General features: G+C 68.5%; 7 protein-coding genes and 1 tRNA gene. 6 read left to right on the top strand and 2 right to left on the bottom strand.

Features of this window, described 5'->3' with window-relative positions; all coding sequences use genetic code 11:
* Positions 1-69: 69 nt before the first annotated feature.
* Positions 70-4,806: a BREX system serine/threonine kinase PglW gene (pglW, locus tag ACIQ7D_RS12035; protein WP_403936433.1), complete on the bottom strand. Its 4,737-nt coding sequence runs from the start codon at positions 4,804-4,806 to the stop codon at positions 70-72.
* Between the two features lie 368 nt (positions 4,807-5,174).
* On the opposite strand from pglW, the gene ACIQ7D_RS12040 reads away from it, so the two are divergent.
* From ACIQ7D_RS12040 to ACIQ7D_RS12065, 6 genes are all read left to right on the top strand, one after another.
* A complete protein-coding gene (locus ACIQ7D_RS12040; protein WP_403936435.1) occupies positions 5,175-5,363 on the top strand; it encodes a hypothetical protein in 189 nt (62 codons plus the stop codon).
* 128 nt (positions 5,364-5,491) lie between these two features.
* Positions 5,492-6,949, top strand: coding sequence for an N-6 DNA methylase (locus ACIQ7D_RS12045; RefSeq protein ID WP_403936437.1), 1,458 nt, complete (start codon positions 5,492-5,494; stop codon positions 6,947-6,949).
* Positions 6,946-8,169, top strand: a complete 1,224-nt coding sequence (locus tag ACIQ7D_RS12050) for a hypothetical protein (RefSeq protein WP_403936439.1) — start codon at positions 6,946-6,948, stop codon at positions 8,167-8,169. Before ACIQ7D_RS12045 ends, ACIQ7D_RS12050 begins: the two co-directional genes overlap by 4 nt.
* 106 nt (positions 8,170-8,275) lie before the next feature.
* The gene (locus ACIQ7D_RS12055; RefSeq protein WP_403936440.1) at positions 8,276-8,902 is read left to right on the top strand and encodes a DUF4232 domain-containing protein; all 627 of its coding nucleotides are present in this window, start codon (positions 8,276-8,278) and stop codon (positions 8,900-8,902) included.
* An 821-nt stretch (positions 8,903-9,723) separates the two neighbouring features.
* Positions 9,724-10,506: a protein NO VEIN domain-containing protein gene (locus ACIQ7D_RS12060; protein WP_403936442.1), complete on the top strand. Its 783-nt coding sequence runs from the start codon at positions 9,724-9,726 to the stop codon at positions 10,504-10,506.
* 76 nt (positions 10,507-10,582) lie between these two features.
* Entirely contained in the window at positions 10,583-12,448 is a 1,866-nt protein-coding gene (locus ACIQ7D_RS12065) for a DNA/RNA helicase domain-containing protein (RefSeq protein ID WP_403936444.1), read from the top strand.
* A 405-nt stretch (positions 12,449-12,853) separates the two neighbouring features.
* On the opposite strand, the gene ACIQ7D_RS12070 is transcribed toward ACIQ7D_RS12065, so the two are convergent.
* Positions 12,854-12,925 (bottom strand) — tRNA-Arg (locus ACIQ7D_RS12070).
* Between the last annotated feature and the right edge of the window lie 104 nt (positions 12,926-13,029).

Below are 13,029 nucleotides of genomic sequence, written 5' to 3' on the forward strand. Positions count from 1 at the left end.
CCTCTCATGCCCTCACGTGTCATCGCGCGCCACCACGGTGGTTCCCGTCGTCACCGTGCGGCCCGTTTTCTACTGCTCCGCAGTCGCCGCCGAGCCGGAGCCCGCGCCCGCCGCCTCCGCCCGGTGCCCGTTCGCGACCCAGGAGTCCGGCAGCGGGACCCACTCCCCCAGGCCCGCCTGGTACGGCACCGCCGTCGCCCCCAACCTTGGCGGCCTCGCCGGGTCGTTCTGCGGGCAGAGCAGCCACAGGCCCCGGCCGCCGTCCCGTGACAGCCCAGCCAGGCGTTCCAGCAGGCCCATCGCGTCGTACCGGGCGAAGACACCCGCGTCCAGCAGCAGCACAGGCCGGGGCCCGACGGGGCCCGCGCCCACGGGCTCCGCGCCGCCCGTCACCACCGCGCTCAGCCTCGGCTCCACCGCGCCCCAGGCTGTCCGCGCGTACTCCGCGAACCGCATCGCCGACTTCGTCCCGGGTGCCGCCGCGTCCGCCCGCAGGATGGTCTCCCAGGTGGGCTTGGGCTTGGCGTCGACGAGTTCGTGGAGCGCCTGAAGGAAGAGGTCCGTCACCGATACCGCCTCGGCGGCGAAACGGTCCCCCTCCAGTTCACCGGCCGCTTCGCGGGCCCGGGCCGTCCGTACCGTAAGGACCCGGAATCCGTCCCTCCGGGCGGAGGCGGTCAGCCGTTCCTCGGCGGCGACCGCGCCGGCGAGCTGGGGGTCGTCCGAGTAGCGGTGCGCGGCGATGGTGCCGGTGGCCCGGCGGCCCGAGCCGGACGACAGGGAGGCCAGATAGGTGTAGTAGGTGGACTGCCCGTCCGTCTGGCGCGGGAGGTAGCGGAGGGTGCGGGTGTCCTCCCGTGTGGACAACTCCAGGTCGAAGCCGGCGTCCCTCAGCGCCCCGGTCAGCCGACCGCCCGTGGGCAGGTCGTGGCCGCCGCGCTCGTCGAGCAGCTCGGGGAAGCGGGCCCGTACACGCTCGTGAACGTGCTCGCCGGTCAGACCGGGCTGCCGGGCCTCCGCCACCCCGGGGATGAGCGGGACGAGTCCGGCCTGGGTGAGGCGCAGCGCCCGTACGAGCGGCAGGTTGCGGGGGTAGATCTCCAGCCGGGGTGTGGCGGCGGCGTGGCGGGAGGCGGCGGCGGCCACCTCGACCATGCGGCGGTCGCCCCACTCGACGCTTTCGCTGGGCGGGGTGATGGCGCCCAGCTCACTGAGTACCGTCGCGGCGGTGGGCAGGGTGTCCAGCTTCGCCAGCCGGTCGGCGACCCGGCCCAGCTTCTGGGCGTAGTTGAGCAGCCCGGGGCCCGAGGGGGTGTCGGGTGCGTCGTCGGGGCCGACCTCCAGGGCCAGCAGGCCCGCGCCCATGGACTCGTCGGCGGCGTCGCGGTTCGCCATGTGCTGGAACTCGGCCTCGTCCGGGACGAGTTGCTCAACCTCGACCACGGCCCGTACCGCCGCCAGGGCCAGTGCCCGCCGCTGCTCCCGTTGCAGGAGCTGGGTGCCGTGCCGTACGGCGAGGGCGTCCGCGATCTCGGCCGCCGAGGCGATCCGGCCCAGGTCGCGCAGGAGTTCCAGGATCTCGGCGCGCAGAGCGCGGACCGCAGGGTGCTTCTTCCAACGGGCGCGCTGGGTCTTGAGCATCTGAGGGATACGGCCGGCGGAGAGGTTCAGTTCGTCGGCGACATCCTTCTGCTTGGGCCAGACGCCGATGCCCGGCAGCACGCCCGCCGCGTTGGGCAGGCGCAGCAGGAGGCGGACCATCTCGCACTCGTTGCGGTTCGCGCCGTCCTTCTTCAGCTCCGGGACGAAGACCGTGGCCAGGGTGTCGAGGCTGAGGCGGCGCAGCGCCCGTTCGGGCAGGGCTCCGGGGTCGCCGTGGGTGCCGACGGCATCCGCCACCGCGGCTTCCACGGCGGACAGTTCTTCCTTCGCCGCCTTGCGGCCCTCGGGGGTGAGGGGGGTGGCGGGCTGCTCGGCGAACCGCTGCCGCCATTCCTTGATCCGGCCGAGGACTTCCTTCCGGGTCTTCGCACCGAGGCCGGGGGCGTTGACGAGCTGGTGGCGGCTGTGGTCGAGGAGTTCGCCGACGGTGTTGACATCGCGGAGGCCGTAGACGAACGATTCGGCGGCCGGGCTGAGTCCGGAGGAGGAGATGGGGGTGGTGCGGTCGGCCGCGGCCGCGAGCCGGGCGCGCTGCTGGTCAGCGCTCTCCTCCTCGGCCGCGGGGATCGGGGCGTCCTGGGCGGCTGCCGGATCGCCGCCCTGGGCCGGGATGTTCGCGGGCGCGGTGTGCCTGGAGCGCCGGGAGGACGGCTTCGCCTCGTCCATGGCCAGGAAGATCTTCTTCCAGCCGTCGCGCATGGGCTTGAGGTCGGTGAAGCGCTGGGCCGCGTCGCGATGCAGGGCTTTCTGGAAGAAGGCGACGAGGCCGTCCCGTACCGCGGGGTCGAAGCCGTCGGCGGCGATCCGCGGGTACGGCTCCTTCTTCGGGTCGGTCTGGCGCGGGGAGACCTTGCCGTGGCCCCAGACCGGGAGTTCGCGGGAGGCCATCTCGTGCAGGGTGACGGCCAAGGCGTAACGCTCGGCGTGGGCGTCGTACACCGAGCGTTCGGTGAGGGTGCCGATGAACGGGTCGAGGTAGCCGTCGGTGCCCGCCCCGGTCTCCCGTACCGGGTAGGCGGCGAGCGAGAAGTCGATGAGGACCAGCTCGCGGGTGCGGTTGGGGCGGATACGGATGGCGATGTTGTCCGGCTTGATGTCGCGGTGCCAGACGCCTTCGCCTTCCAGGAAGTCCACCGCGCCGAACAGGTAGTCGCCGTACGCCTCCAGCTGGTCGACGGAGAGACGTCCCATCTCGCGGAGCTGACGGGCGACGGTCTCCTCGCGGCGGCGGCTCTTCTTCTCACCGGGAGCGGAGGGCTCGGCGTCGGCTTCGCGTTCGTCGCCGACGTACTCCATGATCAGGACGGTGCGTCCGCCGATCCGCTGCGGCTCGGGCTCGATGAGCCGGATGATCCGGGAGTCGGGGCGCAGCCGTCCCATGACCTCCGCCTCGCGGGCGAGGACTTCGCCGCGGCTGTCCGTCAGCGCGACCTTCAGTACGGCGAGGGACTTCGCGAAGCGCACGTCGGGGCCGGCGTCAAGGTCCCGTACGAGGAAGGCGCGGCTGGTCGAGCCCGTACCGAGGCGGCGCCTGACCTCCCAGCGGCCCGCCAGGACATCGCCCGCGACGGCTTCGAGGGGGTCCTTCCCAGGGTCGGCCGGACGCGGGGCGTCCTGGGTGCCCGGCGGTTCGGTGAGGGTGTCCTCGACGACTTCCAGCATCTCCAGGAAGTCGTCCACGGAGGAGAGCCGGTCGTTGACGTTGTAGGCGGTGGCCGCCTGGACCAGCTCGTCGATGTAGGGGGACAGACCGTCGACGACGGCGCTGGGGCGCAGCCCCTCGCCGGCGTCGTAGCGGGCCAGCAGTTCGGCCTGGCTGGCGGCGGGGGCCTTGCCGGTGGCCAGGAGATAGGTGAGCACGCCGAGTCCGTACACGTCCAGAGCTACGGGGTCGGCCTTCAGCGCGGTCAGCTCCGGGGCGAGATACGGGTCTGCTCCTTCGGCGAGGTGGGCACCCGCGCGCGAGAAGGTGGTCGGCGCGAACCGTTCGCCGCCCGACTGGGCGGCCCCGCTCTGCTCGGAGCCGCGCTGGACAGCGACCTGCCAGTCCGAGATCTGGAGATTCGGGGTGCTCCAGCCCGTCTCCTCGCTGTCCGGAACGTGTCCCGAACCGTTCCCCTGAGACGCCGGGCGTCCGCGCGGGATCACATGGATGGCTCGGGCGGCGAGGGTGCGGTGGTAGATCCGGCGGCCGTGGGCCGATCGCAGGGTCTCGGCAAGCTGGCGTACAAGCGCCATCCGGCTGAGGATGTCCAGTTTCTGGCCGTACTGTGCCAGGTATTCGTCGAGGCGCAGGGTCCGTGGATCGAAATCGAAGATCAGCGCGGGGCCTGCCGAGTGCCCTGACGGGTCGTACTGCTTCAGCTGTACGACGCCCGGGTGCCGGAAGCGCCGCAGCACCGCGGCCTCGCGCCGCGCCGCCCGCTCCACCGAAGCCCGCAGTTCAGCGTCGGAACCGCGTTCCCGCAGATAGACCCGGACACGGGCGGCCTCGGGCAGCTCGCTGTGCCGGGCGAGGTAGTCCGCCCAGGTCGGTCCTGAGTCGAAGGACTTGCGGTGCAGGTCATAGGGGCCGACCTTGAACTCGGCGTCGCTGGGTGCGATACCGACGCGTTCCAGGGCCGTCTTGATACGGCGCGACCGGGGCCCGTCGATCCGGCCGCGCTCGTCGCGGGGCGGCTCGCCAAGCATGGCGATCAGCTGGTGGACGGTGTGGAGACCGTGCTGATCGTGAGCCGGCAGCCGGTTCTTGAGCGAGGAGTCCGTGAAGCAGACAGCCTCCGACACCCACACCTTCTCACCGTTGCGTGCCAGCAGCCCTGCCAGCTCTTTTGCTTTCCTGTTCGCCAGGTGAAGAGGGTTGCCGTGCGAGATCTGCCGACCGCTGGGCTGGGTCTGGAGCCAGGTCCCGTTGCGGGACTCGACCGAGCCGTGCCAGTCCTTCAGCTCGACCAGATACACCCCGCCCGGGGCGACCACGAGCAGGTCCACTTCTCTGACGTGGCCGGTGTTCGCCGTGAAGGTGAAGTTCGACCAGGCCCGCCACGGATCGTTGTCGGGGAGCTTCTGCCTGATGGCCTCCAGGCCCCGCCGCTCATGCGGGAACTCGGATTCGGTGACCGTCGTCCACCGGCCGTCCCGCATGCGCCATCCCCGCTTCGCGTCTCTAGCTTGTCCGTACTGATTGCCGACTGCTGGTCAGCCACGTCCCCGGTTGAGATCGTAACGGGTCGGTGCCTGGCCGAGGGTCCCCACGGCGAGACCCCGAATCGGAGGCGATCGCTCCGCTCGGACCGTGATCGGCACGCGCATGCGTGGAAGCGGGATCACTGAATTCACGAACCCCAACTTTGGCGGTCCTGCCCCCAACCCCGACGACACCGAACGGACTGCTGAATGCAAACCCAACCGACTGCTGCAATGGGCTACAGTCATGCAAGGCCGAGCGGAGGCGTATCGCACCCCGTCGGCGCCGCACTGAAAGCTGCCATAAAAGGTGACTTAGGGGATGAATGAACCAGATGCGTTACATGGTGGTCGCGCTCGCCATCGCGTTCGCGTTGATTTGCGCGCTGGTGGCGGCTTGGCTGCAGATGGCCAGTACGCGCAGTGCGATCCAGGCCGCACAGACCGGGGGCTGTGCATTCGTCGCCGCCATCACGGTGGCGTTCCTGATCGTGACTTACCTGCGGTCCCCGTGACCTGTCGTCCGGCCCCTCGTTCGGCCCGGCCGACCTGCCTCCCGGGCCGTATCCACGGTCCCGCCGAGCCGACGGGCATGATGGGGATTGTTCATGGAGTGCGGGAATGAGAAGGGCGGGAGTCAAGGGTGGCAAGAGCGCCTGAAGGTCCCTCGCTGACGCGGGTACTGGACCTCCTGCGCGCGGGAATGGCGGTCGAGGATGCGCTGCGCCTCGTCATGATGCTGATCCTGCTGCGCCACGAGGCGGAGGACACGGCACAAGCCGACGAGAACGGATACCGGCCCACGGATCCGCCCCTCGCCTGGCAGGTCGTCTCACGGTCGGATCTGTCCCATCCCTTCTCCCTGGAAGAAGCGATCGGAAACGGTCTGTCGCGGTGGGAGAGCGACCACCACACGCGGCTGGATCTGGAAGTTCCCTCCCTCGGCAGAGCCCGTGCCCCCCAACTGGCACCGCTGCTCGAACTGGTGGCCACGACGCCCGATCCCCCCGCGCTCTTCGACACATGCCTCGAAGCCCTGACGCAGACGGCCGGAAAGGGCGGCCAGTACTTCACGCCACGGGGTATTACCAGCCTCCTGGTCGACCTGATGGATCCTCGGGAAGGTGAGGGGGTGTACGACCCCGCCTGTGGATCCGGCGGCTTCCTCCTCCAGTCCTTCGCTCATGTCGCGGCCGCGGGCGGGCGAGCGGATCAGCTCGCGCTGTACGGACAGGACGTCGACCGGGCCTCGCTGCAGATCGCCGCGATGAACCTCGCCGTGCACGGAGTGGAAGCACGACTGGCGGGCCCGGGGTCCACCCTTCTCGACGACCGGTTCCGACAGGACTCCTTCGATGTCGTCATGGTGAACCCGCCTTTCAACCAGACGCATTGGGACGACGCGCACCAGGTGAGCTATGACCCCCGATGGATCTACGGTGCACCGCCCGCCGGCAATGCCAACTTCGCCTGGGTCCAGCACGGCGTCAGCAAGATGTCCGCCTCCGGCCGGGCCGCGGTCCTGCTGCCGACAGGAGCCGCTTCGGGAGCACGGCCGGCGGAACGCGACATCCGGGCGCGACTGGTGGAAGCCGATGTCCTCAGTTGTGTGGTCGAGCTGCCTGCCGGGCTGATCCCCCATGTACGCAACGCGGTGAGCCTGTGGCTCTTCAGCAGGAGCAAGCAGGCCCACCGCGTCTGGGGAAACAGCGACCGGAGGGGGCAGTTCCTGCTCATCGACGCGCGTGACTCGGTGGTGTCCGGCGGGCGGGGCCGTCGTGCCCTGTCCCCCGAGGCAAGCACCCGTATCGCCGCCACCTTCGCGTCCTGGCGGGGAGCCGAGATCCCGGGGTCTCCCCCAGGACCGCACCCGGAGCGGTACGAGGACGTGCCGGGCTGGTGCCGGTCGGTGTCCACCGCCGATATCGCGGCGCTGGAGTACGACGTACTCCCCACTCGCCACACGGGGACGCCCACCGCCACGTCCGAACCAGGAGCAAGGGCCGAGCGGGTGGTCAGCCTGACCGAAGAACTGTACGAACACTTCGAGATGTCTCATCGCCTCGAATGTGAACTGCGCGATCTTCTGGGGCCGTTGTGACGACCGAGCTTCTGGAGGAGCGGCTGCGTCCGCTCCCTGACGGCTGGGCCGTCGGACACCTCGGCCGCTTGCGCACGGTGACCGTGATCGGCTACGGAATCACCCGGCCGGGCGACCACGTGGACAACGGCGTCGGCATGATCCGAGCGGCGGACGTCCAGGACGGACAGCTCAACAGTCACGAACCCCGGCGGATCAGCTTTCCCACCCATGCGGCGAACGCCCGCAGCGAACTGCGGGCCGGCGACCTCGTCGTGGTCCTCGTGGGAAGGGTCGGTGAAGCGGCGGTCGTCACCCACGCGCAGCACGGCTGGAACGCTTCCCGGACTGTCGCCATCGTGCGCACGGAAGACCCTGGTGAGGCTGCTTGGCTGAGGCTGTGGCTCGGGTCGCCCTACGTACGCGACTGGTGCGAGCGTCGTGCGACCAGTACCACTTTGCAGCGCACGCTGAGTCTGGCCGCCTTGCGTGAGCTCCCCGTACCACTGCCGCCGACCGGTCGGCGGGCGGCCCTCGTCCACACGATGCGCACGGTGGAAGCGAAGTCGGCGGTCAATACCCGCATCGCGGAGTGCACCGTGGCGCTGAGCGACGCCCGGTTCGCCGTCGCAGCCCAGGACCACAGCGCCTGGCCCGAGAGTCCCTTGAGCACTCTTGCCGATCTGCGTTCCGGGAGTACGCCACGCCCCGGCCCCGACCAGTCCTCGGCGGAAGCCGGGACCGCGTTCGTGGCGCCCGCGGACATTCTCCGGAGCGACCTGCCCTACCTGTACCCGACGGACAGACGCCTCACCTCTTTCGGGAAAGCCGCCGTGTGCCCTCCGTACTCTCTCCTGGTGGCAACCAGGGAGGACGGCGTGCGTGCCGTGCTGAGCGAGATGACAGTCGCCCCCGGCCGTGGCGTTCTCACCCTGCGACCGAGAACACTGTCCGACGCCTACTGGCTTCTGCACGAAATCCGGTCGCGAAGCACGGAACTGACGTCAACCGCCCAAGGCGCGGGCGGGCGCGAGCTCAGCAGGCGCGCGTTCGGGGCCACCACACTCCGATGGCCTCCCTCCGAAGTACGTGAGCGGTTCGCGCAGGCCGCCGGCCGCCTCCGTCTACGAGCCGGAGCCGCGCGCCAGGAGAATGAGATTCTCCGTGGCTTGCGCGGCCGGCTCCTGGACAGCTTTCTGGATGGCACCTTCATTGCCGAGCCCACGCAGCACCCTCATTGACCGACGACCTGCCCCTGGGGCGCCCTGCCGAAGCACCTGCGACGATGGCCGCCGCGGATCGGCTAACTGCCGCAGGACCGCGGCGGCGAGGTGCGATCATCGCCAGGTGACCGTCATACGTATCGAACATGTCCTGGCCCTCGCCACGGCGGCCGCGCTGACCACCGGCTGCAGCAGTTTGGGGGAGGAACTGGACCGCGAGCGCGACCCCGCGAGAACGGCGACGCCGGAGCCCGCGGCCCCGGAGCCGTCATCGCCCGCGGACCAGACCCTGCCGACCATCGCGCCCACCGCGCCTTCCACTCCTGCCACGACCTGTCCGGAATCGGGCGTACGTATCGCCCCCGGCCCGGTCCAGGGCGCGATGGGGCTGCGCGCCATGACCGTGACCTTGACCAACTGCGGTACAGGCACGCACGAGTTGAACGGCTATCCCTCGGTCCGCGTCCTGGACGAGGACCGCGACCCGTACGACATCGAGGTCCTCAAGGGGACGGATGCCATCCATATGGCAGGCACCGCCCCTGACCCCGCTCCCGTGACCCTGAAACCCGGCGAGTCCGCCCGGTCGGGGCTGACCTGGCGCATGATGTCCCCCGACACATCGACGACCTACCTGGAGATCACCCCGGCGACCGGGGAACGCCCCCAGACCATGGAAACCCTCGACGGCCCCCTCGACCTGACGGACACGGGTCAACTGGGCACGTCTCCCTGGCAGAAGTCCGACTGACGGCTCGCCGCGCTCCGCCCGGGTGCGGGGCAGGGTCGCGGAACCACACAGCCCGCAGGCAGGTCGACCCGGATCAACGCCCTCTGCCGTCTGTCCACGCCAAACATCCGCGGCACTCCTGCGGACAGCTTCTTCCGGATCCCGGGCGAGCATCCCGCAGACCGCTGCGACGTCCGGCACACCGTGGGGCCCCACGAGCGCGTCACATACCCTCGCCTGCAGCCAGTCGGCCTGGATTTCGTCCACTTCGGCAACCGCGAGAGCAATGAGCCTTGTAGCGGCCACCGTTCCCACGCGGGCCAGAGCCTCTGCCGTCCGTCGAGTCACGGCCGTGTCCTCGACATCCAGCAACGACCCCACCAGTGCTTCCGCGGCCTCAGGAGCTTCAGCGAAGGAAGCAAGGTCCCGCCCGGCACGAGCACGTTGCATCCACGAAGGAGACGACGCCTCAGCCAAGGCCGTTGCCAACCCACTCATCATCTCTGACACAACGAGACAGCTGACGAAGAACAGGGAGGCCCCCGCCACTCCACGACCGAACCACCACTGCCACCGCCTCGGGAAGACCGGCACGCTTTCAAGATCCCGCCTACCGCCCACTGAAGCTCATTATTGATCACCTCTTATGACGATCCGCTCTTATGATTAGCCGCGTGAAGCGTGAATCTTTCGTCATGGTGCATGTCGGTCAGAGCCCTGAGTCCCACCTGAACCTGAAGTACGGGATCGAGACCCAGTCCTGGGGGTTCCCGATATGGAAACCCGAGTACAGGTCAACTCGTCCACGGTTCGCCGTGCTGGCCACCGGAGTGGGCCCACGGGTGTCCCTCGACGTATGGCTCACGCGGCGGATCACGCTGCACCTGTGCGAAGTCCGGGACGGCTTCTACGAAGGGCGCGCGCCGCACTGGCCCGATGAGGAGGCCGAGAACACCGTCAAGTACCCGGTGCGCTTCGGGATCGAGCGCCTGGCCGTAGTTCACGACGTGTCTCTCGACGAGCTCGGTCCTCTGCGGCTGGCCGGCAGCGACGCGATCCGCCGGTCCGGGACCGAGCGCGGCGTCGGCAAGCTCTGCGAGTTGGACCCCCAACCCCTGCTCGACGCGGCGGGGATCGGGGTCGACTGGGCACAGCGGCAGGAAGTACCGCTGAACCGCACGCCGTGGTTCACGGTCGAAGAGGCCGAGACGCCCAAGCGACGCGGCGGCGCCGGGTTCATCTCCGATCCGAAGAAGCGTAAGGCCGTCGAACTGCACGCGGAGAACATGGCCGTCACTCACTACGAACGGCAGGGATGGGCCGTCGAACGCATCGGCAAGCCCTACGACTTGCACTGCACGCGCGCGCGGGAAGAACGGCGCGTCGAGGTCAAGGGGACGACTGGCGCAGCCACGAGCGTGGAACTGACGACCAACGAAGTCGAACACGCGCGTAACCCTCGGCACACCGTGGATCTGTACGTGGTCAGCGACATCGTCGTCGACGCGCACAGTTCCGACTACGCCATGAGCGGAGGCAGGGTGGCGCACTTCGAGGACTGGTACCCGGAGGAGAAGGATCTGCGTCCCCGACGGTTCGAGTACCGTCTGCCGTTCGCCGACTGATCCGCCCCGCCCCTGACCCCGCTTCTGTCGATGCCCCTTCGCCCTGTCGCGGGCAGTGATCGTACGGAGATCTTCTGTGGCCCTCTTGCGCATGTCCGCCCGTGCTCTGGAACACGCCGACCCCAGTTGGCTGGCCGAGTCCTTGGCGGAGCAGTGCCTGTCGGAGCTTCTCCGTGCGGCGGCGAGCAGCGAGGTACAGGCATGGCGCAAGAGCCTTCCCGCGCTTGCGCAGGTGTTGTGCGACGCCGGCCTCGAAGAGGTGCAGGTTCTGCTCGAGTACAAGATGCCGATGAGCAGCTTGCGCGCGGACGCCGTTCTGGTCGGCACACACCCGGAAACAGGCAGACCCTCCTATGTCCTGGTCGAGCTCAAACAGTGGAGCGAAGCCCGGCTGGTACCCGGAACCAACGATCTCTGCTGGCTTCCACGATTCGGCTACCGAGCCCACCTCCACCCCGTCGCGCAGGTGCGCCGTTACTGCGAATACCTGCAGGACTTCACTGCGCTACTGGACAACGCCGACCACCATGTCACAGGCGTTGCCTACCTCCACAACGCCCAGGACCGGGACGTGACCGAGCTGCTCGGAATGGGTGATGAACGAGCACGCCTTTTCACCAACAGCTCGCGCGGCCAATTCATTCAGCACCTACAGAACCAGATTTCGCCGCTCGACGGGGCTCTCGACGCGGACGCGCTGCTGAAAAGCCCCGCTGTGCCGGGTCAGCAGCTCATGCGAGCAGCCGCTGCCGAAATCATCGATGGTGGCAAGTTCCGCCTCATGGATGAGCAACAGGTCGCGGTTTCCCTGGTCAAGCGTGCCGTCACCATCTCACGGCAGTCGGACCGCAAAGAAGTCATCGTGGTTACCGGAGGCCCCGGATCGGGAAAGAGCCTGATCGCCCTGCATCTGATGGGCCATCTCGGCAGGAACAGCCGCAGCGTCGTCCACGCGACAGGATCCAAATCGTTCACCACCACCCTGCGGCATGTCGTTGAGCAGAAGAACAAGCGCGTCGCCAAGCTCTTTCGCTACTTCCTCGACTTCGGCAGCGCGGAGAAGAACGCACTCGACGTCATCGTCTGCGACGAGGCGCATCGGATCCGCCACCGCCCGGGCACATCCAATTCGCCGGACGCTCCCCGGAACAGACGAAGCCAGGTGGCTGAACTCATCGATGCTGCCAGGGTCCCGGTCTTCCTGCTCGATGAGCACCAAGTCGTACGGCCTGACGAGATGGGCAGCGTGAGAGAGATCGACGAGGTCGCCCAGGCGCGGGGATGCGACGTGCGGCACGTCGACCTCAACGAGCAGTTCCGGTGTGGCGGCAGCCGCGCCTACGAGAAGTGGCTCCTCCGGTTGCTGGATCTGGAACCCGGAGGACCGGTGTGCTGGAAACCCGAGCCCAACTTCGATCTGCTGCTCGCCGATACCCCCCAGCAGTTGGAGACTTACCTCCAGGCACGGCAGGAGTCCGGGTTCACCGCCCGTATGACCGCGGGATTCTGTTGGCCCTGGAGCGATCCGCGTCCGGACGGCACCCTGGTCGACGACATCGTCATAGGTGACTGGCGTCGGCCCTGGAACGTCAAAGGTGAACGGGTGGTGCCCGGTGGGCCGCCGTCCTCTCTTTGGGCCACCGAGTCGGGTGGCATCGGTCAGGTCGGCTGCATCTACACAGCCCAGGGATTCGAGTACGCCTGGAACGGGACCATCCTCGGCCCCGACCTGGTCTGGCGCGGCAACGGATGGCATGCCGTCAAGGAGGAGTGCGAGGATAAAAGCTTGAAGTCGGCACCTCTTGGGGATTTTTCACGCCTCCTGCGCAACCGGTACAAAGTGCTCTTGACGCGCGGTCTGACCGGTACCGTACTGCTCTCCACCGATCCTGAAACGCAAGCCAAACTACGCACGCTCATCCCGGGCCGGGTTGCCCCGTAGCAACCGCTGGGCAGCGGCGAGAGGTGACCGGCCACGGCCCGGCCACAGGCCGCGAGGTCCAGCCTGACGCCCACCCGAGCGCGAGGGGTCCGTTGCCGGGAACGACGTCGATCGTTGACGCACAGACGCACCGGACGGTCCGGCGAAAGGTTGGACCTCGCTGAAATTGCCGATCCGCTCCGGTTTCGTCGCAGCTCGCGCCGGTCACTCACTGAACCAACGGATCACTCGGGCGCTCCTCGCTGCTTCGACTGCGAGGCTCGGTCATTCCATGAGCGTCGGGTCGAGAACCGTCATGTGACCTCTGGTGACATCGGCTCCCAACGGCTTCCGCCAGCACATACGCGAAGACCCCATCCTCAGCATTTCCGCTGGTGACGGGGTCTTGGACACACTTACGCAGTGTGCCCCCGGCAGGATTCGAACCTGCGCACACGGCTCCGGAGGCCGTTGCTCTATCCCCTGAGCTACGGGGGCGTGTTGCCTGTGTTGCTTGGCGACGAAGGAAACCCTACCAGCTTCCGCGGGGTGGCCGTGAACAGGTATTTCGAGGGCCCCGGATCCGGGGCCCGGGTGTCGGT

Origin of the sequence: Streptomyces sp. NPDC096310 (genome assembly GCF_044763125.1) — a bacterium.
Classification (GTDB): domain Bacteria; phylum Actinomycetota; class Actinomycetes; order Streptomycetales; family Streptomycetaceae; genus Streptomyces.